General features: G+C 69.4%; 23 protein-coding genes and 1 pseudogene. 11 read left to right on the top strand and 13 right to left on the bottom strand.

The annotated features are described in order from the left end of the window. Positions 1 to 90: 90 nt before the first annotated feature. From C882_RS10245 to C882_RS10255, 3 genes are all read right to left on the bottom strand, one after another. Positions 91 to 507: a VOC family protein gene (locus C882_RS10245; RefSeq protein ID WP_009540524.1), complete on the bottom strand. Its 417-nt coding sequence runs from the start codon at positions 505 to 507 to the stop codon at positions 91 to 93. A gap of 14 nt (positions 508 to 521) precedes the next feature. Then, positions 522 to 1,547, bottom strand: a complete 1,026-nt coding sequence (locus C882_RS10250) for an aspartate-semialdehyde dehydrogenase (protein ID WP_009540525.1) — start codon at positions 1,545 to 1,547, stop codon at positions 522 to 524. A 120-nt stretch (positions 1,548 to 1,667) separates the two neighbouring features. Further along, positions 1,668 to 2,333, bottom strand: coding sequence for a cell wall hydrolase (locus C882_RS10255; RefSeq protein ID WP_236262607.1), 666 nt, complete (start codon positions 2,331 to 2,333; stop codon positions 1,668 to 1,670). Positions 2,334 to 2,601: 268 nt separating this feature from the next. Between C882_RS10255 and C882_RS10260 the strand changes: the two genes are divergently transcribed. The 6 genes and pseudogenes from C882_RS10260 to C882_RS23160 form a co-directional block, all read left to right on the top strand. Beyond that, positions 2,602 to 2,991, top strand: a complete 390-nt coding sequence (locus C882_RS10260; RefSeq protein ID WP_043644773.1) for a CidA/LrgA family protein — start codon at positions 2,602 to 2,604, stop codon at positions 2,989 to 2,991. Positions 2,992 to 2,994: 3 nt separating this feature from the next. Further along, positions 2,995 to 3,729 (top strand): LrgB family protein, encoded by a 735-nt coding sequence (locus C882_RS10265; protein WP_009540528.1) that lies wholly within the window; start codon positions 2,995 to 2,997, stop codon positions 3,727 to 3,729. Next, positions 3,726 to 4,028 carry a DUF2293 domain-containing protein gene (locus tag C882_RS10270; protein WP_009540529.1) on the top strand — a complete coding sequence of 101 codons (303 nt, stop codon included), beginning with the start codon at positions 3,726 to 3,728 and terminating at the stop codon, positions 4,026 to 4,028. The genes C882_RS10265 and C882_RS10270 overlap by 4 nt, the downstream gene beginning before the upstream one ends. Positions 4,029 to 4,069: 41 nt before the next feature. Further along, positions 4,070 to 4,588: a MarR family winged helix-turn-helix transcriptional regulator gene (locus C882_RS23155; RefSeq protein WP_009540530.1), complete on the top strand. Its 519-nt coding sequence runs from the start codon at positions 4,070 to 4,072 to the stop codon at positions 4,586 to 4,588. A 150-nt stretch (positions 4,589 to 4,738) separates the two neighbouring features. Continuing rightward, positions 4,739 to 5,713, top strand: coding sequence for a DUF2333 family protein (locus C882_RS10280; protein WP_009540531.1), 975 nt, complete (start codon positions 4,739 to 4,741; stop codon positions 5,711 to 5,713). Between the two features lie 70 nt (positions 5,714 to 5,783). Next, positions 5,784 to 6,164, top strand: a pseudogene (locus C882_RS23160) (bacteriohemerythrin); the annotation flags it as partial. Here the strand turns inward: C882_RS23160 and C882_RS23165 are convergent. Beyond that, a complete protein-coding gene (locus C882_RS23165) occupies positions 6,161 to 6,955 on the bottom strand; it encodes a methyltransferase domain-containing protein (RefSeq protein ID WP_009540533.1) in 795 nt (264 codons plus the stop codon). The pseudogene C882_RS23160 and the gene C882_RS23165 overlap by 4 nt on opposite strands. Before the next feature lie 207 nt (positions 6,956 to 7,162). Between C882_RS23165 and C882_RS10295 the strand changes: the two genes are divergently transcribed. Together C882_RS10295 and C882_RS10300 are read left to right on the top strand one after the other, a co-directional pair. Further along, positions 7,163 to 7,657 carry an Hsp20 family protein gene (locus tag C882_RS10295; RefSeq protein WP_009540534.1) on the top strand — a complete coding sequence of 165 codons (495 nt, stop codon included), beginning with the start codon at positions 7,163 to 7,165 and terminating at the stop codon, positions 7,655 to 7,657. A gap of 200 nt (positions 7,658 to 7,857) precedes the next feature. Further along, positions 7,858 to 8,100, top strand: coding sequence for a DUF1150 family protein (locus C882_RS10300; RefSeq protein WP_009540535.1), 243 nt, complete (start codon positions 7,858 to 7,860; stop codon positions 8,098 to 8,100). Between the two features lie 154 nt (positions 8,101 to 8,254). Here the strand turns inward: C882_RS10300 and C882_RS10305 are convergent, their stop codons facing one another. Continuing rightward, on the bottom strand, positions 8,255 to 8,740 hold the full coding sequence (locus C882_RS10305) for a hypothetical protein (RefSeq protein WP_009540536.1): 486 nt from the start codon (positions 8,738 to 8,740) through the stop codon (positions 8,255 to 8,257). 112 nt (positions 8,741 to 8,852) lie between these two features. Continuing rightward, positions 8,853 to 10,004 (bottom strand): transporter substrate-binding domain-containing protein, encoded by a 1,152-nt coding sequence (locus tag C882_RS10310; RefSeq protein WP_152415276.1) that lies wholly within the window; start codon positions 10,002 to 10,004, stop codon positions 8,853 to 8,855. Between the two features lie 160 nt (positions 10,005 to 10,164). On the opposite strand from C882_RS10310, the gene C882_RS23170 reads away from it, so the two are divergent. Further along, positions 10,165 to 12,795: an ATP-binding protein gene (locus C882_RS23170; RefSeq protein ID WP_009540538.1), complete on the top strand. Its 2,631-nt coding sequence runs from the start codon at positions 10,165 to 10,167 to the stop codon at positions 12,793 to 12,795. 18 nt (positions 12,796 to 12,813) lie between these two features. Here the strand turns inward: C882_RS23170 and C882_RS10320 are convergent, their stop codons facing one another. Next, positions 12,814 to 13,551: a ZIP family transporter gene (locus tag C882_RS10320; protein ID WP_052000119.1), complete on the bottom strand. Its 738-nt coding sequence runs from the start codon at positions 13,549 to 13,551 to the stop codon at positions 12,814 to 12,816. 93 nt (positions 13,552 to 13,644) lie between these two features. Further along, the gene (locus C882_RS10325; RefSeq protein ID WP_009540540.1) at positions 13,645 to 15,429 is read right to left on the bottom strand and encodes an acyl-CoA dehydrogenase; all 1,785 of its coding nucleotides are present in this window, start codon (positions 15,427 to 15,429) and stop codon (positions 13,645 to 13,647) included. A gap of 308 nt (positions 15,430 to 15,737) precedes the next feature. On the opposite strand from C882_RS10325, the gene C882_RS23175 reads away from it, so the two are divergent. Both C882_RS23175 and C882_RS10335 read left to right on the top strand, forming a co-directional pair. Continuing rightward, the gene (locus C882_RS23175) at positions 15,738 to 19,205 is read left to right on the top strand and encodes a PAS domain S-box protein (protein WP_052000120.1); all 3,468 of its coding nucleotides are present in this window, start codon (positions 15,738 to 15,740) and stop codon (positions 19,203 to 19,205) included. A gap of 158 nt (positions 19,206 to 19,363) precedes the next feature. Further along, positions 19,364 to 19,639, top strand: coding sequence for a hypothetical protein (locus tag C882_RS10335; protein WP_009540543.1), 276 nt, complete (start codon positions 19,364 to 19,366; stop codon positions 19,637 to 19,639). 41 nt (positions 19,640 to 19,680) lie between these two features. Here the strand turns inward: C882_RS10335 and C882_RS10340 are convergent, their stop codons facing one another. The 5 genes from C882_RS10340 to C882_RS10360 form a co-directional block, all read right to left on the bottom strand. Next, complete coding sequence (locus tag C882_RS10340; protein WP_009540544.1) at positions 19,681 to 20,004, bottom strand: AzlD domain-containing protein; 324 nt, start codon at positions 20,002 to 20,004, stop codon at positions 19,681 to 19,683. Further along, positions 19,997 to 20,767 (bottom strand): AzlC family ABC transporter permease, encoded by a 771-nt coding sequence (locus tag C882_RS10345; RefSeq protein WP_052000121.1) that lies wholly within the window; start codon positions 20,765 to 20,767, stop codon positions 19,997 to 19,999. Before C882_RS10345 ends, C882_RS10340 begins: the two co-directional genes overlap by 8 nt. Before the next feature lie 164 nt (positions 20,768 to 20,931). Further along, positions 20,932 to 21,162, bottom strand: a complete 231-nt coding sequence (locus C882_RS10350; protein WP_009540546.1) for a hypothetical protein — start codon at positions 21,160 to 21,162, stop codon at positions 20,932 to 20,934. Between the two features lie 88 nt (positions 21,163 to 21,250). After that, on the bottom strand, positions 21,251 to 22,771 hold the full coding sequence (locus C882_RS10355; protein WP_009540547.1) for a leucyl aminopeptidase family protein: 1,521 nt from the start codon (positions 22,769 to 22,771) through the stop codon (positions 21,251 to 21,253). 252 nt (positions 22,772 to 23,023) lie between these two features. Beyond that, a complete protein-coding gene (locus C882_RS10360) occupies positions 23,024 to 24,499 on the bottom strand; it encodes a leucyl aminopeptidase (protein WP_009540548.1) in 1,476 nt (491 codons plus the stop codon). Positions 24,500 to 24,579: the final 80 nt, after the last annotated feature.

A 24,579-nucleotide genomic window follows, 5' to 3' on the forward strand; every position in this document is an offset into this window, starting at 1 on the left:
CGGCGGCTGTGGGTGGGGACTTCGATTCCGAAGCCTCCGCCCACCATAATCTGTCGGTCCTTCGATGGAAGCGGAAAAGGACCGCCCGGTTCAGGAGGCGCCGCCGCCGTCCTGGTCCGCCGCCGCCGCCGGCACCGCGGCTTTCGCGCTGCCGCCGTGGCGCACGTATTCCGCCAGCGTGCCATCGGGGTGGCGGACGAACAGCGCGCCCTCGGCGCGCTCCAGCACCTCGCCGCCGATGTAGGTGAAGGCCTTTTCAACGGCCGCCAGGTCGTCAACTTCCAGCGTCAGGCGCACCGACTCGAACGGTTTGCGCGCCGCGGCGTCGCCGGCCACCACCATCACCGACAGGTTGGGCGAGGAGATGCCCGCCATGCGCACGCGGCGTTCCTTGTAGCCGTAGGAGAGCGTCAGTTCGCCGCCGGTCAGGCCGCGGTAGAAGTCGATGACGTCCTCGGCGGCCTTGGTGTCGCAGAACACGCGCACCCAGCTTTTCAGCACATGCATGGAGCGGCGCCCCGTTACTTGCCCAGGTGCTCGGCGGCCAGGATCTGGCCCACCCGCACCGCGTTGACGGCGGAGCGGCGCAGGTTGTCGCCGGTCAGCCAGAAGCTCGCGCCATTCTCCACCGTGGTGTCCAGGCGCACGCGGGAGATGAACACGGCATCCTCGCCCGGCGTCTCGGCGGGGGTGACCACGCCCTGCGGCTCGCGGTGGTCGACCACCGACACGCCCTCGGACTTGCGCCAGGCCGCCTTCAGTTGGTCTTCGTTGAAGCCTTCCTCGCACTCGATGTTGATGAAGGCGGAGTGGCCGACGAACACCGGCACCACGGCGCAGTTGGCGTGCAGGCGCATGTCGGCGCCGAACAGCTTGACCGATTCGCGGGCCAGCCCGGCCTCTTCCGACGTCGCGCCGCCCTTCTTTTCGAACTCGCCGACGGTGGGCAGCACGTTGAAGGCGATCTGCTTGACGAATTCGGTCTGGTTGGACGTCACGGGCTCGTTCACGTAGATGCCGCGCGTCTGGTTGAACAGTTCGTCCATGGCCGGCCGGCCTTCCGCCGAGACGGACTGGTAGGTGGTCACCAGCGTGCGGGTCAGGCTGAAAGCATCGTGAATGGGGCTCAGCGCCTCGGCCACCATGAGGGTGATGGTCGACGGCGTGGCGACGATGTTCCGTTTGGCATAGCGCGCCAGTGCCTTGGGGTTCACGCCGGCGGCGACCATGGGCACGTCCGGCTCCATGCGGAAGCGCGGGCCGGTGTCGATGACCACCGCCCCGGCCTCGGCGGCACGGGGCACGTGGATGGTGGCCTCTTCCTCGGGCAGCGCGCAGTAGACGATGTCGACGCCGCGGAAGTCGAAGCGGCCGATGTCGCCGACGGACACGGTGTCGTCCTCGCCGTAGGAGGCCTCGCCGCCCACAGAGCGGTCGGCGGCCAGCGCGGTCACGTCCGTGTGGGGGATGCCCGATTCGGACAGGACCTGGAGGATTTCGCGCCCCACGTTGGAGGTCGCGCCCATCACCGCGATGCGTACAGCCATGCCTTGATACTTTCCCTGCCTGAGACCAAAAGACGACGGCGCGCCGGATGCACCGGCACGCCGTCTGGAATATAGAGCAAGCGGCCCGCGCGCCAACCACGCACGGGCCGCCGTGCCCGATCAGCGTTGGGCAATCTGTTCCGGAGCGCCGTCCGTTTCAACCCATTCCGCGAAGGTGGGCGGCGGCGGGGCCGGCACGGCGGCCACCTGGCCGAAGGCCGCCGTGCCGTCGTCCATGGCCGCGACCATGTCGGCGTCAAGCCGCTCGTCGGGGTCGGCATAGAAGGTGTGCCCGCCGATGGCGACCACCTCCGCCAGCCGGCTCGCCCAGCCGGGAGAGACCGAATCGGCGTGGTACCACAGCGCGCCTTCCGTCGGGTCGCTGATGCCGTTGGTCACCCGCGTCACCGCGATGGCCAGGATCAGCGACTGGCGCCAGGCCACCAGGTCCTGCGGCTCGTCGGAGCGGCCGTCGCAGGTCCAGGAGAACTGGCAGGCGAACTTCTGGCCCGACAGGTTCTGGGTCACCACCTTGCACAGGTCCCGGGGGAACCGCCCGTCGCGGGCCCGGTTCAGCACCACCTGCGCCACGGCCACGCGGCCGCGCATGCTTTCGCCGCGGGCCTCGAAATAGTCGTTGAGCGCCAGGCACACCAGTTCCTCACGGCTGACGACCAGACCTTCCGAGGGCAGGACGATGTCATGGGGGATCTCGGCGGGAAACGCCTCTCCCCGCGTCGGCGCGATCGCAATGACCGCGACGAGCATCAACAACAGTCGTTTCATATGACGCGCATCCTCACAGCCTGAGGCGGGTGGTTCGCCGGTGGCCGGGTGGTCCTCACACCATCCGGCCGAAAGAGCCCCTTTCACGGCGAACGGGCCCGCCCGTTCCTCAAGTCATCCCCGGTCGACGCCACCGATTGTGCGCTGCAGCAAACAATTTTGCAATGCAACACGTCGATTTATCGCCACCGAAGCCGGGAAATGATTAAGATTCAGGACCTTCCCGGTTGATGTTATCATGGCGCTTCCAAAGTGGAGGAACCGCCTCATGTCATTGGACGTCATAACGCTTCTCTTGGGATGTCAGTTGCTCGGAGAAGTACTAGTTCGATTGACTGACATTCCCGTGCCTGGTCCGGTTGTGGGCATGGCCTTGCTTTTCCTCGGACTCGTATTCAGGGGATTAGTATTGAAGACTCACCTGCCTGAGTCCGTGAAACGGACGGCAGGCGGTTTGCTCCAGCATCTATCCCTGCTTTTTGTGCCGGCCGGAGTCGGCGTCATGGTCCACCTGCCGCGCCTGGCCGACGAATGGATTCCCATCACCGCCGGGGTGGTGGTGTCCACGCTGCTGACCATCGTCGTGACGGGGGTCCTCATGCAGGCGCTTCTGCGCCGGTCCGCCGCCCGCTCCTCCGATCCGGCGTCGGAGGACTGACCCATGGGCGAGGACCTGTACCAGATCTGGGTCTACCTGGCGGCGGAGCCGCTGACGGGTCTGTTCGTGACCCTGGTGGCCTACCGGATGGGTCTCGCGCTGTTCGAGCGCGCGGGCCGGCCACCGATTCTCAATCCCGTGCTGACGGCGGTGCTGCTCATCGTCGGGCTGCTGACCGTCACGGACGTGGACTACGCCGCCTATTTCGACGGCGCGCAGTTCGTCCATTTCCTTCTCGGGCCGGCGACAGTAGCACTTGCGATCCCTCTGTACAACCAATTGTCCTCCGTGCGGCGTTCCCTTCCCGCGCTGGCTGCCGCGATCCTGGTCGGATCGGTGACCGCGGCGGGCTCGGCGGTGGCGGTGGCGTGGGTATTGGACGCCAGTCCGCAGACCGTCATTTCCCTGGCACCCAAGTCGGTGACCACCCCCATCGCCATGGGTGTGGCAGAGCGCCTGGGCGGTCTGCCGTCGCTGACGGCGGTGATGGTCATCCTCAGCGGCATCCTGGGCGCCATTGCCGGACCGGGCCTTCTGAAGCTGGTCGGCGTTCGCGACCACCGCGCCGGGGGTGTCGCCATGGGCACCGCCAGCCACGGCATCGGCACGGCGCGCGCGCTGCAGACCGGTGAAGTGGCCGGCGCCTTCTCGGGCCTCGCCATGGGCCTGAACGGACTCGCCACGGCGATCCTCCTGCCGTTGCTCTGGGCGCTTCTGGCCGGGGGAGGCGGGCCATGAGCGGGCGGCGGGAACGGATCGAGGCCGCTCTCCTGCGCCTTGCCCCGCGAATCCCCGGCCACGAACGCGGCGCGGTGATCGACCACGCCCTCGACAGTCCGGGCCTCAAGACGGCCCGCCCCGAGTCGGCAGCATGGCTTTCCCTGGTTTCCTACGTCCGTCACGTGTTCACGGATTACGACGACCTGCTGGCCGACGGCTACGACGTCGACTCGGCGCGCTTCTTCGTTGCCGGAGACATCGACGACGTGCTGGTGGAGTGGGGCTGCGCCCGATCGGTCAACGATGAGGAAACATAAGGATAATTGCCGAGTCGTGACACATCATGCATGATGTATGCATGACCAAGAAGACAACGGCCAACAAGCTGGGCGCGCTTGCCACCGCCCTGTCCGATGCCATGGCGGAGGGGTTCGGGGACCTGTCGCCGAGCGCCGCTGCGGCCATTCTCACCCTGCGCCAGACCGAGACGCTGGGCACGACGGAACTCGCGGATGTCGTGGGCCTGTCGCAGCCGGCCTGCACGCGCATGATCGACCGCCTGGTCGCCGACAAGCTGGCGGAACGCCGCCCGGCGCAAGGCCGCATGGTGCCCATCACGCTCACCGACCAGGGCCGGCGGCTGGGGGAACTGATCCAGGCGCGGCGCCTGGGTGTGCTGCGCGGCCTGACCGACGGGCTGGACAAGAAGGACCGCAAGGAGCTGGACCGCCTGCTGGAGAAGCTGCTCGCCGGTATCGCCGCAACCAGCGACACGCCGCGCCGCGCCTGCCGTCTGTGCGACATGCGCGTGTGTGACGGCAAAGGCTGCCCCCATACCGTCGCAATGCCCGCGCCGGCGGCGGGCGCGGCGGAATAGCCCGCACCGGAGCATCGGCGGTCATCGGCGCATGACGCGCTCCCGCGCCTTCAATTCGCCTTGAACGATTGCCAGGATTGCACCGGCGTGCGTCCCGTGGTCCTCTTGGGCCGCGCCCTACCTCTGTCGTTCGTCAGGAGCCCTTACGCCGTGTTGCGATCCGCCATCGACCGCCTGCCCCTGGACCGTCTGCCCCTCGACCGCATGCCGCGCGGCCGGGTGATGACCGGCATCCTCATCGTGGTGCTGCTGGTGGCGCTGTATTACCCGATCGGCATGGTCCTGACCAACGAGATCAACGACGACGTCGCCTACACGCCGGCGGAAGCCTTCCAGGTGGACGGCGGCAGCCAGGCCGTCAGCATGGCCGCGGCGCTGATCCACCGCGAGATCGACGAGACGACGTGGGTCGCCAACAAGCCCTGGCTGTTCCCCGGCTCGGCGCTGGACAACATGCCGAACTATCAGATCGGCCTGATGTACGCCATTTCCCGGTTCGCCATCGAGATGACCGACAGCCTGGGCCGCACGCGCGGCTCCAGCCAGGCCGACGCCGACCTGGACCGGGCGTCGGGCCTGCTCAAATACGACGGCACCATCTGGGTGTGGGAGCCCTCGACCAGCCTGCTGCCCACGGCCAGCGCGACCAAGCAGTACGCCGCCGGCCAGAGGGCCCTGATGAGCTACAACCAGCGACTCGCGGCCGGCGAGGCGGTCTACGACAAGCGCGCCGACAACCTGATCGCCTTCCTCGACCGCGTCGCGGCCGACCTGGGTTCGTCGTCCGCGGCCCTGGATGCCCGTGCCACGGAAAGCGACGCCGGCTATTTCGACGCCCTGGCCGACGACATCTTCTATTCCGTGAAGGGCCGGCTGTACGGCTACACCATGCTGCTGGACGCCGTCGGCCGCGATTTTTCCGACGTCATCGCCGAGAAGAACGTCGGCCAGGCCTGGGACCAGATGCTCGCCAGCATGCGGTCGGCGGCGGTGATGGACCCGCTGGTGGTCGCCAACGGGGCCAACGACGGGCTCATCGTGCCCAGCCACCTGACGGCCCAGGGCTTCTACCTGCTGCGCGCCCGCACCCAGCTGCGCGAGGTCGCCAGCATTCTCGCCAAATAAGACCGCACGCGACGAAGAGGGAGGGGAAGACGTCATGCCCCTGATCGAGTGAAAGGCCGGCTACAGCGTCGGCCAGCCGGACCTGGACGCCGACCACGAAAACCTGGTCGAGCTGATCAACACGCTGCATGAATCCTGGGAAAACGGCGAGGACCTGGATGTCCTGCACGGCATCTTCGGCGAGCTGCTGATGTACACGGACTATCACTTCCAGCGCGAGGAACGCCTGCTGGAGGAGATGGCCTATCCCGCCCTGGACAAGCAGCGCGAGGAGCACGCCGCGTTGCGCGCCCGCGTCCAGGACTTCCGCGCCCGCCACCTGGCGGAGCCCAACCCGGTCCTGACCGTCGAGATCGAGGATTTCCTGAAAACCTGGATGATGAGCCACATCCTGGAAGAGGACATGCGCTACAAGCCATTGTTCGAGGCTCCGACGTCTTCTGGCGCCTAACGCCGCCACGCCAGCACGGTGAAGTCGTGGCTGCTGTAGCGGGCCAGAAGGCTCACCCGTGCCGCACCCAGCTTGCGTTCGGCGAAGGCGGCCCAGTGGTCGGGGTCGGCGTAGTACAGGCCGCCGTCGTCGGGGCGGGTGTGGCGGCCGTGGATGTTCAGCATGTTGAACGCCAGCCCCCGTCGCGATTGCGCCCACAGCCCCTTCAGCACATCGCCGCAGTGCAGTTCCCAGTCCGGGTCCGGCACGTCCAGCTTCATGCCGAAGGTGCCCGAGGCGAAGGAGTAGTCCGCCTCCTCGGTCGCTTCTCCGGCCATGTAGAAGGCCGCGCGCGGGTCGCTGACGGTTCGCCGCGCCGACTCGATCATGCGCTCCGACAGGTCGTAGCCGATGTAGCGCGCCTCCGGCGCGAGCCAGCGGCGGCGGTCCAGCCACTCGAACAGGGGGCCGTAACCGCATCCCAGGTCGTTGATGGTGACCGCCCCGCGCGGCCGGCGCCACAGGCGGCCGCGCCGTACCACGTCGGGCTCGAACAGGCGCGCCAGCTGGACGAACCGCAGGTGCTGGCCCCGCCGGCTGTGCCACAGGGCGGCGCGGGCCGTGCGGCCGTGCAGGCCGAACGTCCAGTCGTAGGTGGCGGCGATGCGCAGGTACAACTCGCGCCGGCTGTCGGTCATGCCCGGAAAGACCAGTTCCCCGACGGCTTTGGCGAACGGCGTGCGGGCGCCGTCGCCGCACAGGTCGGGGTCGCGGGCGGGCTCGGCCGGGCGCGGGGCGTCGGGTTCGGGCATGGTGTCTGGCATCCGGTCGCTCATCGGCGCAAAGGTGGCAGGGCCTCAGCCGCCGGGCAAGTCCGGCGCTTGACGCGGGGACGGCTTCTCACGAAATATGGTCTTGCCGCGATGCCGCAATGGTCGGATCGCCGCGCGGACCACCCGGCTTCGGGCGCCGACAGGGCCCTTCGCCGGTACTCGCTCAGGATCGAGGAGAACGCGACCGTGACCCGCCTTTCCGTATTCAACAGCCCGCTGCTGCTGGGGTTCGACCAGTTCGAGCGTGTGCTCGACCGGGTCGCCAAAAGCTCGGCGGAAGGCTATCCGCCCTACAACATCGAGCAGATCGGCGAGAACGGGTTGCGCATCACGCTGGCCGTTGCCGGCTTCGCCGAAGAGGACCTGAGCGTCACCACCGAGGACAACCAGTTGGTGATCCGGGGCCGTCAGTCGCGCGACGACAGCGACCGCGTCTATCTGCATCGCGGAATCGCCACGCGCCAGTGGCAGCGCAGCTTCGTGCTGGCGGAAGGGATCGAGGTCAAGGGCGCCTGGCTGGACAACGGCCTGCTCAACATCGACCTGGAGCGCCCCATGCCCGAGCCGAAGGTGTGCCAGATCAAGATCCAGACCAAGGGAGACAGTCTCAAGGGCGAGGGTTCCACCCGCACCATAGACGTCGATCCGCGCCTGCGCGCGCCCGACGACGACGACGCCTGACGCCCCATGCGCCGCCCGCGCGGCGGCGCCGCGACGCAGCTTTCCGCCTTGCCGGGAATAGCCGTCGCGCCCACGGAAGGATCGGCCCGGCGAACGGAGTCCGGAAACCTTTCGTTCACTTCATAAGAGATAGAATGAACGGGTCGCCTGGAAGGCCCGCCGGCCCAAGAGGCCTCGGCGACCAAGGAACGAGGGACACCATGACCGAGAAGATGCAGCAGAGCCACGACGAGTTCGGCCAGACCCCCGCCATCAGCCCCTCCGAATTGGCGGCGCTGGGTGCCGAGGACGTGGCCTACGCCAAGTTCGTCACGGACTCCGATGGCCAGGAATACTGGTCCATCCACGCCGGCGACGGCACCCAGCTGGGTGCGGCGCAGAGCCTGGACCTGGCTTGGGCGGCGATCCGCCAGAACGACCTGGAGCCGGTCAGCGTCCACTGATCCGCGCCTTTCCGACGGAGGCAGGCCGCACCCGCAAGGGTGCGGCCTTTTTCGTGCGCGGCCGGAGGCGTCGCCATACCCGGCGCGTCGCGCAGCGGACGGGTAAGGCCCGGATTTGGAAGACCCGGCAGGAGTGGATCAAGCGGCGCGCCGGTCATCGCTGGCGCGCGGCGACAATGGCCGCCCGGCCGCGCGCTTCACCCCCCGTTGCAGGATCGCCCGGCAGGTTGTCGAAGTCGCCGCGCAGGGCCTTGAGCGCCATCCGTTCCTCGGTGATCTCGCGCTGGGTGCGCACGCCGCGGCGGCGGAAGATCGGCAGCGGCGGGCACCAGCCCTGGATGGCGTGCTGCAGCAGGAAGCCCGTCACCAGCGCCGGCAGGGCCAGGAAGCGGCGATCGACGAAGGCGCCCAGCACGGTTCCCGTCAGGGCGAGCGCCGCGGCGTTGGTTTCCAGCGTGCGCTCGATGTCCCATTCCTGTTCCAGGTCCGCCAAGCGCCGGTCGATGTCGTCCAGCCGGCCGTTCATCTCTTCCAGGCGCCGGGCGGCGTCCAGCACCCGCGCGTCGGAGGCGGCCCGGATGCGGGCGTTGACGTTGTCGGCGGTGTGGTCGGGGAGCCGTGCGGCGGTTCCGGGAATCATGGATGGCCTCTTGTGCTGGCGGTGGTCCGGGCGGCACCGGTGCGAACCGGCGTCATCCGCCGCTTAGAACGCTCCGCCGCACAAGGGGTTCACGCCTCTTCCGGCGCGGCTGCTACCATAGGGGCAGGGGATAGTGCAGGCCGCCGTCGGTCCACAGGGCGTTGAGGCCGCGCGGCAGGCCGAAGCGGCTGCCGTTTCCAAGGGTGCGCTCGAACAGCTCCCCATAGTGGCCGGCGGTGGCGATGGCGCGCCGGGCCCAGGCATCGTCCAGCCCGACGGCGGCGCCCGCACCGCGATCCAGGCCCAGCAGCCGCCGCGCCTCGGGCGTTTCGGCCTGCGCATCGTCGGCGGCGGCGCGGGCCTGGTCGACGCCGACGTGCTCGGCCAGCAGCAGGGCATGGATGGTGAACCGCACGATGGATTCCCAGCGCGGGTCGTCCCCGCGCACCGCGGGCGTCAACGGCTCGCGCGAGATCATGTCGGGCAGGATCAGGTAGTCGTCGGCATCCGGCGTGCGCACGGCACGCGCCAGCATCAGCGACAGCCTGTCGCCGGTGATGAGGTCGCAGGACCGCGACAGGAAGGCGCTCCAGGTGCCGTCCTGGGTGTGGCGGCTTTCCACGGTCAGCGGCAGCCCGGTCTCGCGGATGTAGGCCTTCAGGTTCCGCTCGGTGGTGGTGTCAGCGATGACGCAGACGCGCGCCGGCGTCGTCACGTCGTCCAGCCGTTCCATTCCCGAGCCGCGCCGCGCAATGAAGCCCTGACCGTCGTAGAGAATGGGCGTGGTGAAGGCCAGCCCGACGTCGGCTTCCCGCGTCATGGTCCAGGTCACCCCGGCCACCAGAACGTCGACGCTGCCGTCCTGAAGCTTTTTAAAGCGGGTGGAGGCGATGAGCGACACGAACTCCACCGCGTCGGGCGAATCCAGGACGACGGCTGCCAGCGCCCGGCAGAAGTCGGCCCGGAAACCGCGCATGCGGCCCGTGTCGTCGCGCCAGGCGTATTCCGACACGGCACCGACGCCACACCGCAGGGTGCCGCGACGGCGGATGGCGTCCACGGTGCCGCCGTCGCGCGCGGACGCCGCCGTCACCGCCACCTGTACAGGCGCCGGCGCAGCAGCCGTCGGTGCGGTGCCCGCGGCGTCCGCCTTGTCCGGGGTCAGCGCCATGACCGCCAGGACGATGCCCGCCACCGCGACGGCACCGGCCAGCCACAAGGTGAAGCGGCGCCAGCGGGTGTGGGGTGACGTGCTGTTATCCATCAGGCGGTCTCCTTCCTCGAAAGGCGAAACGGATGCGCCATTTGCCTTGTTGCCGGTATGATACATAATGATGGCGTCCTGCGCTAAGGTACGATGCGGGATCGGGCCCGGACCGGCGCCGGCCGGCTCAGTACGCCATGGAAACAGGGGGCGGTAAGATATGGGCCGACGGCGGATCGGCGTCGCCTTTCGGGTCCTCGCCGCGCTGCTGCTGATCGTGGCGCTGGCGGCGGGGCTGGGCGGATTCGCACTCCATACGTTTCGGACGCTGCATGACGACGTCAGCACGCTGGCGGAGCAGCGGCTGCCGACGATCCTGGCCGCCGCCAAGCTGGACCGTCAGGCCGCGCTTCTGTCCGCCCAGGCTGCCGCGCTGATCCTGGCCGAGGGCGAGGGCGACCGGGAAACCGAGATGATGCGCATCCTCGATCTGGTCGACACGCTGGAACGCCTGATTTCCGGCCTGGAAAGGGGCAGCGCCGACACGGGCGACGTGGCGACCATCCGCGAGGTCAAGACGGGTTTCGTCGACACCCTGCACAGGCTCAACACGCTGGTGGCGCGGCGCAACAGCCTGGAGACGGAACTCGATGCCAAGCTGACCGACGTCCTGGAGGGCGGCGGCGCGGCCCACGGTCAACCGGCGCCGCCACCGGACGCCGCCGGATACCGCTGGCACCGCGAGGCGCTCATCGCCCTGCACAGCCTGCAGGCCTCGGCCTCGGCTGAGCGTCAGTCGGACATCGACCGCGAGGAACGGCTGCTGATCGGCAGCCTGCGCCAGCTCGACGACGCCATCAGCCTGCTTCACCCCAGCGAGCGGGCCGAAGCCGCCGCCATGCGCGCCCGGCTGGCGGGCTGGGCGGACGAGGGCGAGGGCATCATCGCCCTGCGCCGTCAGCTTCTGCAGACGCGCGACGCCATCAACGGCACCCTGAGCCGCAACCGCGCCCTGGCCGACCTTTTGGGCGCGGCCTCGACCGACCTGTTCCACGCCGGCCAGTCGGCCGCCCGCGGCGCCACCAGCGCGGCGGCCGAACGCCTGAGCGCCGCCGAAGTGACCTATGCCGCGGTGCTGGCGACGACGGCGCTGATCATGATCCTGACCTTCCTGTACCTGCGCGAGAGCGTCATCCTGCGCCTGCGCGGGCTCCAGACGGCCATGGCCGCGCACATCGGCGGACGCCACGCGGCCATCCCCACCGACGGCCACGACGAAATCGCCGACATGGGCCGCAACCTGCGCTTCTTCCTTGATGTCATCGCCGCCCGCGAGTCGGAACTGACGGAAAACGAGCAGCTGTTCCGCACCGTGGCGGTGATGGCGCCGTTCCCGCTGCTGATGCTGCGCGCGTCCGACGGCGCCATCCTGACGCGCAACCGCCGGGCCGAGGCCTGGCTGGGCCTGCCGGCGGACGGCGAGGACACGGACGCCGGCACGTCCCCCACCATCGCCGACGTTCTGCCCGACCCCGCCGACCGCGAGGCCCTGCGCACCATGGCGCCGGCCGATCCCGCCAGCGAGGGCGCCCCTCCGCTGGTCGATCGGGAGGTGCGGGTGGTCGCGGCCTCGGGCTGGGCGGGCTGGGCGCTTCTGTCGGCGGCGCCGGCAACGGTGAAGGGCGAGGCCGTGGTGCTGGTCGGGCTGGTGGACATCGCTGCCCGTCGCCAGGCCGAGCAGGCCGTGCGCGAGAGCGAGCGCAAGTACCGCGGGCTGGTGGAGAACCTGAAGAACCACGCCGTCTTCGCCCACGATCTGCGGGGCCGCTTCACCTACCTCAGCCCCTCGGCGCCCGACGTCTTCGGCCATCCGGCAGAGGAAATGGCGCGCGACTACACCGCCTTCATGCCGCCCGACGAGCTTCCCCGGTGGCAGGAGCGTCAGGAGGAGCTTCTGTCCGGCAGGCCCTTCACCCGCGCCTACGAGGCCGCCTACATCCGCGCCGACGGCAGCCGCCGCACCCTTGCGGTGGTGGAGACGGCGACGGTGGACGAGGCGGGGCACGTCACCGGCGTGGAGGGCATCGCCCACGATGTCACCGACCAGCGCAGCTATGAAAGCCATCTGCAGGCCCTGGTCCGCGAACTGGAGAAGTCCAACGCCGAATTGGCGAACTTCGCCTATGTCGCCAGCCACGACCTGCGCGAGCCCCTGCGCATGGTCAACAGCTACCTGGGCCTGCTGCGCCGGCGCCACAGCCACGAGCTGTCGGACGAGGCGCGCGAGTTCATGACCTACGCCAGCGAGGGCGCGCTGCGGATGGACCGGCTGATCCTGGACCTGCTGGAATACTCCCGTGTCGGCCGCGGCGACCGGCCGCTGGTGCCGCTCGACCTGGGGGCGCCGCTGGAGGCGGTGCGGCGCAACCTGGCACCGGCCATTCGCGAATCCGGTGCAACGGTGACCCTGCCCGAGAAAACGCCGGTGATCCTGGGCGACCGCACGGACCTGGAGCGCCTGTTCCAGAACCTGCTGGGAAACGCCATCAAGTACCGCCATCCCGACCGGGTGCCGGAAATCGTCGTGGACGTGACGCACGGGGCGGAGGGCTGGCATCTGACGGTGCGCGACAACGGCATCGGCATTCCGGCGGAGCAGGCGGAGCGTATCTTCAAGATCTTCCAGCGCCTGCACGCCCGCAGCCGCTACGACGGCAACGGCATCGGCTTGGCGGTCTGCCGCAAGGTGGTGGAGCACCACGGCGGCCGCATCTGGATGGAGCCCAACGACAGCGGCGAAGGCTCCACCTTCCACGTGATCCTGCCCGACCGCGAGCGCGCCGCGGCCTGAGCGCGGCGCGCTCGCGGCTTATGCCGCCGCCATCAGCAGCGCCGCGAAGCCGGCCGCGCCGATCAGGAACGGCCCGAACCGGCTGGCCTGTTCGTCGGGCAGTTCCTCCTTCATCACGTTCAGGATGGTGGCGCCGGCCAGCAGCGCGAAGAACGCCGCCAGCACGGCCTCCGACACGTCGACCGCCAGCCCGACGCCGAACCCCGCCGCCAGGGCCGTCACCAGCACCCACCGCCCCGTTCTGCGGTAGGCGCGGCCGTGGTGGGTTGCTAGGCCCCGGTCGACCACCACCAGGTGCAGCGTCATGGCGGCCGCATAGAGCGCCAGGCTCCACAGGCCGGGCTGTTCGCGGTGGAGCAGCAGGTAACCGATCAGAACGTTGTAGAGCGCGAAACTGCCCAGGTGAAGGGCGAAGATGCCGGGCGGCGGGGCCTCCGGCCGGTCGGCGTCGCGCGGGCCGGGTCGGTGGGCGATGATGAGGCGCTCCAGCCCGTAAAATCCCGTCAACCCCGCCAGGGCGACGGTGTAGACCGCCAGCTCGCCCACCGGCAGGTGGTCGGGGGTCGCGTCGGCCAGATGCGCCTCCACCGCCGCCAGTTCAGGCAGGATGTGGACGAAGACGTAGGCGACGGAGACGCCGCCCGCCGCCGAAAGCCAGCGGCTGCGCGGGCGTACGTCCAGCGCCTTCAGCCGGCCGGCGAAAGCGTGGGCGGCGAGCAGGGGCAGAAGGGCGAGGAGGGCGGGAAGGGTGTCCATGCGCCCATGACGCCGCGCCACCACGAACCGTTCAAAAAAAGCGAGGGGACCCGCATGGGTCCCCTCAACCGTCCCTCGGTGGCCTGGCGGAGCTTAGAGATCGACGGCGAACTCGTCTTCCGTCACGTCCATCACCGGGCCGGCACCGGCGGTGACGGCGGCCAGGTGGCCCGAGTGCTGGGGCAGCAGGTTGGTGATGTAGAACCGCGCCGTCGCCAGCTTGGCCGAGTGGAAGGTCGGGTCACCCTCGCCGGCCGCCTTGGCCTTGGCGGACGCGACGGCGGCCTTCACCATCATCCAGGCACCGGCGACGGTGCCGAACAGGCGCAGGTACGGATAGGCGGCGGCGGCCACGGTGACCGGGTCGGCGCCGACCAGCGCGTCGGTGGCCTTCTGCAGGCTGTCGATGCCCTCGGCCAGGGCCTCGCCCATGTAGGCCAGGTCGCCTTCGGCGGTCTTCACGGTCTCGCGCATCTCGGCGATGCAGGAGGCCGCCGCCGCGCCCTTGTCGCGGGCGACCTTGCGGAACACCAGGTCGTTGGCCTGGATGCCGTTGGTGCCTTCGTAGATGGGCGCGATGCGGGCGTCGCGGTAGTACTGGGCGGCACCCGTTTCCTCCACGAAGCCCAGGCCGCCGTGCACCTGCACGCCCAGGCTCGCGACCTCGACGCCGATGTCGGTGGACCAGGCCTTGACCACCGGGGTCAACAGGGCGACGCGCTCGGCGGCGGCCTTGCGGACCTCGGGCTCGGCATGGCGCTCGGCCACGTCGAACTGCGCCATGGCATAGTAGGCCAGCGCGCGGGTCGCTTCGGTGTACGCCTTCATGGTCAGCAGCATGCGGCGCACGTCGGCGTGGGCGATGATGGTGGGGACCTTGTCGCCCTTGAAGCCGACCGGCTTGCTCTGCACGCGCTCCTGCGCGTAACCCAGCGCCTTCTGGTAGGCGCGTTCGGCGATGGACACACCCTGCAGGCCGACGTTCAGGCGGGCGTTGTTCATCATCATGAACATGTATTCCAGCCCGCGGTTCTCCTCGCCGACCAGATAGCCGGTGGCCCCGCCGTCGTCGCCATAGGCCATGACGGCCGTCGGGCTCGCGTGGATGCCCAGCTTGTGCTCCAGCGACACGCAGCGCACGTCGTTGCGCTCACCCACCGAACCGTCGGCGGTGACGGTGTACTTGGGCACGATGAACAGGCTGATGCCCTTCACGCCCTCGGGCGCGTCGGGCGTGCGGGCGAGCACCAGATGGACGATGTTGTCCGTCATGTCGTGGTCGCCGTAGGTAATGTAGATCTTCTGGCCGATGATCTTGTAGGTGCCGTCGTCGTTGCGTAGCGCCTTGGTGCGCACCTGCGACAGGTCCGAGCCGGCGGCGGGCTCGGTCAGGTTCATGGTGCCGGTCCATTCGCCGGAGACCATCTTTTCCAGGTAGGTGCGCTTCTGCTCCTCCGTGCCGTAGTGGCTGATCACCTCGCAGGCGCCCTGGTTGAGCATGGGGCACAGGCCGAAGCTCATGTTGGCGGACTGCCACATCTCGTTGCAGGCGGTCGCGAGCGTCCACGGCAGGCCCTGGCCGGCGTATTCGGGGTCGAAGGGCACGCCGTTCCAGCCGCCCTCGGCGAACTGCTTGTAGGCGTCCTTCCAGCCCGGCGCCGTGCGCACGACGCCGTTTTCCAGGACGGCGCCGTGCTGGTCGCCTTCCCAGTTCAGGGGCGAAAGAACGCCGTGGGCGAACTTGCCGGCTTCCTCCAGGACCGCATGCACCAGGTCCTCGGAGGCCTCTTCATAGCCGGGAAGGGCGGCGACATCATCCATGCCGGCCAGCTTCAGCGCGAAGCTCATGTCCTTCAAAGGCGCAGTGTATTCAGCCATTTCCAGTTCCTTCCCAGTCGATCTCAGGCTGCGGCGACGCCTTCACCGCCGCGCGCGTGCCGCGCAGGGTGACCCATACGTCACCGGCGCGCAAGAGGGCAGCCGGGGGCGCGACGCCTATTGTCATGGAAACGATATCGATACCGTAGACCATTGAACCGGTGGCGGGGCCGCCGCATGTTGTGCATACTACTTTTGATACGGCCCGGCCGGCGCACAAGTGTCAACCGGTAGGGACGGATATGCGCCGGATGCGGGGGCATCCCAAGCGGATATACGTTGGGGGAACAGGAGAGCGACGGTCGACGGTGGACACGCGGGCACCCTCGGACGAGGCACAGACGAAACACCACGCGGTCGACGCCTCGGGGGACGCGGCGCCGGCGTTGACGCATGTGCCGGCTCCGGCCCTGGATTCCCTTGGTGCCGGCATTGCGGTCTACGGGTCCGATGACCGGCTGGTTCACGCGACACCGCGGCTGAAAGCCATGTTTCCGCAGCTTGCGGCCGCCATGCGGCCGGGCACGCGCTTCGCCGACCTCGCGGCGCAGGCCGCCCGCAGCGGGCTGTTCCATGGCCTGCCCGACCAGGTCGCGGCCCAGCGTATCAGCCTGGTCGACCGGGCGCCGGCGGCCGAAGAGCTGCCGCTGACCGATGGGCGCTGGATGCTGCTGGAGGTCAGCCGGATCGACGGCGGCGGCCACACGGTCAGCTACACCGACATCACCGCCTTCCGGCGCCGGCAGCAGGACCTGGAGGCGCGCGAGGATCGCCTGGCGCTGGCCATGAAGGCCAGCCGCGAAGGCATCTGGGACTGGGACGTCGAGGCCGGCTCGCTCTACTTCTCGCCGCGCTGGAAGGAAATCCTGGGCTACGCCGAGGACGAGATCGAAAATTCCTGGGCGACGTGGCGCGCCCTGGCGCATCCCGACGACCGCCCGGCGGTGGAGGCCCGCACGCGCGACGCCATGGAGCCGCCCGAGGACGGCGAGGCGCCCGGCGACGGCGGATACGAGGTGGAGTTCCGCATGCGTCACCGCGACGGGACGTGGCGGCGCATCCGCAGTCGCATTCACATCAGTCGCGGCGCGGACGGGAAGGCGAGGCGGCTGGTCGGCACCCACGCCGACGTCACCGACCTGCGCGCCGCGCAGCAGCGCCAGGCCTGGAGCGCCTCGCGCCTGGCCGAGGCCGAGCGGATCGCCTCCCTCGGCAGTTGGGAACGTGACGCCCAGGGGCGCGAGGAGTGGTCGCCGGGCTTCTATGCCCTGCTCGGCCTGCCCGAGGACACGCCGCCCTCGCGCGAGGTCCTGCAGCGGGTGGTGCATCCCGAGGACCGGGCCCGGCTGGACTTCTGCGTCGACCGGGGCGGTTGCGCCATGCGCATCATCCGCCCCGACGGGGCGGTGCGCGAGATCGCCTGCAGCGTCAAGCAGGAAACCGATGCCGAGGGCCGCGTGGTGCGCACCATCGGGGCGTGGCTGGACGTCAGCCTGCTGCGGGCGGTGGAAGACCGGGCCGCCCGCGCCGAGGTCCATCTGCTGGGTGCGGTGGAGACGGTGGCCGACGGCGTCATCCTGCTGGACCCCGACATGCGGGTGGTGCTGGTCAACAGCCGCTACATCGACGGCTTCCCCGGCCTCGAGACTTATCTTCAGCCCGGCGAATCGTTCCTGGATTTCCTCAAGGTGCTGAAGGCCAACGGCATGGTCCGGTGGTTCGACGGGGTGCACGGCGACGACGACTGGCTGACCCCGCGCCTCGGCACCCTGGGCGCCCGTGAGGACCCGTTCGAGATGGAGCTGTCGGACGGGCGGTGGTTTCTCATCAAGGAAACCCGGACGGTCGACGATTACATCCTGATCGTGCGCACCGACATCACGGCGCTCAAGCGGCGCGAGGCCGAGTTGCTGGAGAGCCAGGCCCGGTTCCAGGCCATGTTCGACAACTCGGTGCAGTTCATCGGCCTGCTGGCGCGCGACGGGACGCTTCTGAAGGTCAACCGCACGGCATTGCGGTTCATCGACCACGAGGAAGGGGACCTGATCGGCCGCCCGTTCTGGCAGACGCCGTGGTGGACGCACGATCCCGCGGCGCAGAACCGTCTGAAGGAGGCCTTGAAGACCGCCGCGGCCGGGCGCGCCGACCGTTTCGAGGCGACCCACGAAGACACCGCGGGCACCGCGCATGTGGTGGATGTCAGCATCACCCCCGTGTTCGGGCCGGCGGGGCAGATCATACACCTCATCGCCGAAGGTCGGGACCTGACGGCCCAGCGCGAGGCCGAGGGCGCGCTCCGCCGCAACGCCCGGTTCGTGCAGGCCCTGGGTGACACGGCGCAGACACCGATCTACGCCCACGACTCGGCGGGCCGCTACGTCTTCTGCAACGATGCCTTCGCGCTGGCCGTGGCGCGCCCGCAGACGGAGATCATCGGCAAGTCGCTGTTCCATGTCGCCATGCGCGAGCACGGCGTGAACATGCAGGAGATCAACCGCGACCTGCTCCAGGCCGGCGGCAGCCTGACTTACGAGGCCCGGGTGACCATGCCCGACGGCTCGGCGCGCGACATGATCGTCACCAAGTCCACCTACGGCGGGGACTCGGCGGGGCCCGAGGGCATCGTCACCGTCCTGACCGACATCTCCCGGCAGAAGGAGGTCGAGCGGCGGTTCGCCGATTTCGCGCGGTCCTCGGCCGACTGGTTCTGGGAAATGGACAAGCAGGGACGGTTCACCTACGTCTCCGACCGCATCGCCGAGGCGACGGCGCTGCGCGCCTCCGACCTGATCGGCAAGCGGCGCGATGACATCGTCGACACCACCTGGAACCCCGAGGCGCTGCGGTCCTACTGGGATGCCCTGGAAACCCGCCGGCCGGTGCGCGACTTCACCTACCGGACCGTCCCCATTGATGGCCGGGTTCATTACATCCGCATTACGGCGGTGCCGGCCCATGACGTGAACGGCAATTTCATCGGGTTCCGTGGCACCGGCTCGGAGGTCACGGCCGAGGCCGAGGCGGCGGCTGCCCTGCGTGCCGCCAAGGAGGCCGCCGAGATCGCCAGCCGGTCGAAGACCGAGTTCCTGGCCGCCATGAGCCACGAGCTGCGCACGCCGCTGAACGCCATCATCGGATTCTCCGAAATCATGCAGATGCAGGCGCTGGGGCCGCTGGGCAGCGAGACCTACCTGGATTATGCCCGCGACATCCGGGCCTCGGGCGAGCATCTGCTGACCATGGTCAACGATGTGCTCGATGCCTCGCGGCTGGAAATCGGCAAGCTGGAACTGCACGAGGAAGAGGTGGAGTTGTCGCGCCTTGCCGACGCGGCGGTCCACCTGATGAGCCAGCGCGCCGAAGATGCCGGCGTCGCCCTGCATGTGGACGTGCCCGAGGGGATGCCGCTGCTGCACGCCGACGGCGGCCGCCTGAAGAAGGTGCTGACGAGCCTGCTGTCCAACGGCGTCAAGTTCACGCCCGAGGGCGGCACGGTCACCCTTGCCATGCGCCTGACCGGCGACGGATGCCTGGAAATGACCGTGCGCGATACCGGCATCGGCATGTCCGACGAGCAGGTGGGCCAGGCCTTGCAGCCCTTCACCCAGCTCGACGCGGCTTTGTCGCGTCGCTACGAAGGCATCGGCCTCGGCCTGACGCTCGCAAAGGACCTCGTGGAACTGCACGGAGGGTGCCTTGGCATCAAGGGCGTGACCGGCGAGGGGACCACCGTCACCGTGGTCCTGCCCGCCGACCGGGTGCAGGCCCGAGGGTGATCGGGCTTGGCGCAGGGGCCGGGCGGATAGCCGTCATATACCCTTAATTAGACCATGGTATCTCTGAAACATCCTTTTTACTAAACGTTAAACACCTCCTCACAGCGGCGCTGTGTCGGCCGTCATGGCAGTCTCGTCTCGAGGGATAAGGAGACACCATGATGACCCAGACCAAGACCGCGCCCGTTCGTGACCTGCTGACCACCGCCCGCGCCTCGCGCGAGTCCGCCGCCGCGTTCCGGGCGGAAGTGGAGCGGCTGAAGACCGTGTCCTTCGAGGGAACGCTGGCCGCCGTGGTCGAATTCCGCCTGATGGCCCGCGCCATGACCGAAGGCCGCTCGCCGGGCGAGGCCCTGCGCGAGGCCCGTGCCGCCACGGCGGCGCGCAGCAGCGCCGTCTCGGGCGCCGCGCCCCTGCCCATGGCGGCTGAATAAAGGCGTCAAGGCAGGGTCAAGGTTGTCCGAATACGGCGGTGTCAGGCCCAGCCGAGCGCCCGCAGCCCGGCGATGGCGCCGGCACCGGCCACCATGGCGATCAGCGGGTTGCGGGTCGCCAGCGCCGTGACGGCGGTGAGGGCCGCCGCCGCCAGGCCGGGCAGCCCCAGGTCGGCGACCGCCGGCACGACCAGGGCCAGCAGGACGATGCCCGGCAGCCGCTCCAGGCCCGCGGCGATCGGGCCGCGCCGTGGCAGGCGCTCCGCCAGCAGCAGCCCGCCAAGGCGCAGGGCATAGGTGCCGATGGCGACGCCGATGATGACCAGCGTCAGCGGGTCGAGCGTTAATGACCACGCCTCAGGCATCGGACAAGGCCTCCTCGCCGTTCGCGCCGTTTTCGGCGCCGCCCGAAAGGGCGTGCTGGATGACGGTGGCGGCAAAGCCGGCGGCAGCGGCGATCAACACGTACCACTTGCCCGGCAGCATTTCGGCGGCGATCCAGGCGGTGGCGCCGGTGACGATCCACGGCAGCAGGTCGCCGCGGCCCTTCCACAGACCCAGCGCCAGTGCCAGGAACACCGCGGTGAAGGCGAAATCCAGGCCCAGCACGTGCGGGGCCGGCAGGAAGTTGCCCGCCACATGCCCGGCGGCGCTGGCGGCGTGCCAGAAGGCCGCAAGGCACAGACCGCCGCCCAGAAGATGGGCCGGCCCCGGCATGGCGCCGCCGTTCACTCCGCCCGCCCGGGCAACGCCGTTCATGGTCACCGCCCAGTTCTCGTCGGCCACCAGATGCATTCCCAGCGCCTTGTGGTGGAGGGGGCGGCCGGTGAAGACGGGCCGCAGGCTGGCACCCACCAGCAGGTAGCGCAGGTTGATGATCAGCGCGGCCAGGATGATTTCCGCCACCACGGCCGTGGGTGTCCACATCTCCACGATCAGGAATTGAGCGGCCCCGGCAAAGATGAACAGGTTCATGGCCACCATGTCGGCCAGCGCGATGCCCTTGCCGGCCGTCAGCACCCCGAAGACGGCGCCATAGCCGCTGACGGCGACGCCGATGCCCAGGTTGTCGCGCGCCCCGCGCCACAGGGCGCCGGGCGCATAGGAATCGCGGAGCCGCACCGTCATCCCTCCAACTGATTTTGTAAGCATTGGACGGCAGCCTAGCATAGGTCAGTAAGGCTGTCCTGCTCCATTCTGCGGTAACGCGGTGGTCCATTCCGGCCACAGAAGAAGGGCCGGCTTTCGGGAAAGCCGGCCCTCTGCAATCAGGGGAAGCGGTCGGACGGCGGTTACTGTGCCTGCTCCTGCATGGTGTCGCCGGTCTCTTCCATCTGCTCGCCCATGTTCTCGGCGGCGTCCTCCATGGCCTCGCCGCTTTCCTCCACGGACTCGTCGATGTTCTCGCCCAGTTGCTCGGCCGGGCCTTCGTCCTCGCAGGCGGCCAGAACAGGGGCGGTGAGGCCCAGGACCAGCGCGGTCAGGGCGGTCTTGGCGGAAAAACGGCTCTTGCGCAGGGTCATGATGTCCCTCCTTGGTTGCGCTGTCATCGTGACCCGTAAACGCGGCCGGGCGGCCGGTCGGTCCGTGGCAAAGCCGTGACTCGGTGTGTCATTGGGGCGCGTCTGCGTGGCGGTCGAGCACCAACGCCGTCAGAAGCCGTACCCCCCAGCCGGTGGCGCCCGCCGGTCCCAGCGGCCGGTCGTCGTCCGACCGCCCGACGCCCGCCATGTCAACGTGCGCCCAGCGCTGGCCCGGCGCGGGAAAGCGGCGTAGAAATCGGGCGGCGTGCAGGGCGTCGGGCAGCCAGCGCATGACGGGGGCGCACTGGCGGATGTCGGCGATGGGGCTGTCCAGGTCCTCGTCGCGGGCGTGGGTGAGCGGCAGGCGCCACACCGGCTCCCCCACCGACCCGCCCGCCGATTCCAGCGCCCGGGCCAGGCCGTCGTCGGGCGTGTAGAGCCCGGCGTAATGGCGGCCGAGCGCGGTGACGACGGTGCCCGTGAGGGTGGCGATATCCACCACCACGCCGGGGCGCCGGTCCGCGGGTTCGGCGGCGAGCGTCGCCAGGGCATCGGCGAGCGCGAGGCGGCCCTCGGCGTCGGTGTCGATGACCTCGACCGTCAGGCCGTTGCGCGCGGTGACCACGTCGCCGGGCCGGGTCGCGGCGGCGCCGGGCACGTTCTCGGCAATGGCGAGTACCGCCGTTACTGGACATGCAGCCTGCATGGAGGCCAGTGCGTGAACCGCTCCCAGCACGGCGGCGGCCCCGCCCATGTCGCCCTTCATATGCTCCATGCCGGCGCCGGGCTTCAGGCTCAGGCCCCCGGCGTCGAAGGTGATGCCCTTGCCGACAAGGCCGACCGGGCGCTGCCCCCCGCCGGTGCCGCGCCAGCGCAGGATCAGCAGCGCCGGCGGCTGGGCCGCCCCCTGTCCGACGGCGGCCAGCAGGCCGCAGCCGGCGTCCCGCAGGGCCTCGACGCCCTGGACCACCTCCACGGTCACGCCCAGCGCCTCCAGCGCCCGCGCCCGTTCCACGAACGCCGAAGGCGTCAGAATATTGCCCGGCGCCTCGCCCAGGTCGCGGGCGAGCAGCACGCCTTCAACCTCCGCCTTTGCGCGCACCCAAAGCTCCTCCGCCGCGCCGGTGGCGGCAACCCGGATGGCGGCGTGGGCAAGGGTGACGCGGTCCTCGTCGGCCGTCCGCGTGCGCCAGGGCGTGGGCCGGTGCGCCCGCAAGGCCAGTCCCTGGCCGAAGGCCGCCGCCGTGTCGGGCTCCAGTTCCAACGCCACCGCCACGGTATCCTCGCCCGACGTCAGAAGCTCGGCAGCCACCACTGCTCCCAGCCGCCGGGCGCGGTGGGCGTCCATGTCGCCAAAGGGGCCAAGGCCCAAAAGCAGCAGGCGGTTCGCGGTCATGCCCGCCGGGGCCTGGACGGTGACGCACTGGCCTTCTTTGCCCGAGAACCGGGGCGAGGCCGTCAGCGCGCGGGAGATCAGCCGATCGCCGTCCAGTCCGCGGGCGGTTGCGGTCTGGTTGCCGCCCTCCCACACGCCGACGACGAGTGCGGCTTCCGCGGCGGAGGGGCGGGAGGTGAAGGTGACGTCGAGCATGGCGGGCCCCATGAACATGCAGGCTGCATCAAGGCGTGGAAATGCCCGGGACGGACCCGGGCATTTCCACTTGGCTTAACGCCGGACGACGCGAAGAACAGAAACGTGTCGCCCGGCAAGGCCGGAGTCCTGACGAACGCGAAGCGGACACTGGCCGCCGCGCCTTGTGGCGCGTGAGCCTGCGTGGCGCTTGGAGCCGAAGGCGTGCGCGGAAGCGCGCACGCCGCGGTGACGACGATGTCAATCGTCGTCGCGCATTCCTAAGTCGCCTCAGCCCTCGAAGCTGTCGCGCACCATGCGGTCCAGCAGGCGCACGCCGAAGGCCGTGCCGCCCTTGGGCACGGTGGGCGCGTCCTTCTTCGACCAGGTCATGCCGGCAATGTCGATGTGCGCCCAGGGGGTGCCGTTCTTGACGAAGCGCTTGAGGAACTGGGCGGCCGTGATGGAGCCTGCCTCGCGGCCGCCGGTGTTCTTCATGTCCGCGATCTCGGATTTCAGCTGCTTGTCGTAGGCGTCGCCCATGGGCATGCGCCAGACCTTCTCGCCGCTCGCCTGGCCGGCGGCGAACACCTTGTCGGCCAGCGTATCGTCGTTGGAGAACAGGCCGGCGTGGTCGGTGCCCAGGCCGATGATGATGGCGCCGGTCAGCGTCGCCAGATCAATGATGGCCTTGGGTTTGTGCTCCTTCTGGGCGTACCACAGCACGTCGGCCAGCACGAGGCGGCCCTCGGCGTCGGTGTTGATGACCTCGATGGTCTGGCCGTCGGCGGATGTGACGACGTCACCGGGGCGCGTGGCGGTGCCCGACGGCATGTTCTCCACCAGGCCGATGAGGCCGACGGCGTTGACCTTCGCCTTGCGGCCGGCCAGCGCCTTCATCAGGCCGGTGACGACGCCGGCGCCGCCCATGTCCCACTTCATGTCCTCCATGCCCGCGGCGGGCTTGAGCGAGATGCCGCCGGAGTCGAAGCAGACTCCCTTGCCGACGAAGGCCACGGGCGCGTCCTTCTTGCCCTCGGCGCCGTTCCACTCCATGACGACCATCTTGCTCTCGCGGGCCGAGCCCTGGCCGACGGACAGAAGCGAGCCCATGCCCAGCTTCTTCATTTCCTTCTCGCCCAGCACGGTCACCTTCAGCCCCAGGTCCGCCAGCTTTTCGGCCTCCTTGGCGAAGCTTTCCGGGTAGAGGATGTTGGCCGGCTCGCTGACCAGGTCGCGGGTCAGGAACACGCCCTGGGCGACGGCCTCCAGCTCGGGCCAAGCCTTCTTGGCGGCACCCGAGCCGTCGGTGGCTACCGTCAGCTTGGACAGGCGCGGCTTGTCGTCCTTCTTTTCCGTCGTGCGGTACTTGTCGAAGCGGTAGCTGCGCAGCATGGCGCCGAAGGCCACCTGCGCGGCGGCGTCGCCGGCCTCGATGGCATCGACGGCGATGCAGGCCTGCTTGTCGTCGGCGAGGGCGGCATAGGCGTTGCCGCCGGCGTCCTGCAGGGCCTTGACGTCCAGGTCCTTCGCCGGACCGACGCCCACCAGCACCAGGCGGTCGAGGTCCGTCCCGCCCGGCGCGACCAGCGCCAGGGTCTGGCCGGCCTTGCCCTCGAACCGGCTGCCCTTGCGAGCGCGGGAGAGCGCGCCGCCGGTCTTGTCGTCCAGCTCCTTCAGCAGGGCCGTCGGCTCGGCCTCCTGCGCCACCAGGACGGCGAGCGCGCCGGAGTCTGGAACGGCGGGCTTGGCGAAGGAAATCTTCATGGTGAGACGATCCTTGTGACTGAATGACCCAATGGAATGACGATGCCGCGCCGCTTGGGGCGCGGGAATACAACGTTTTT

The sequence above is a fragment of the Caenispirillum salinarum AK4 genome, from assembly GCF_000315795.1.
Taxonomy (GTDB): domain Bacteria; phylum Pseudomonadota; class Alphaproteobacteria; order Rhodospirillales; family Rhodospirillaceae; genus Caenispirillum; species Caenispirillum salinarum.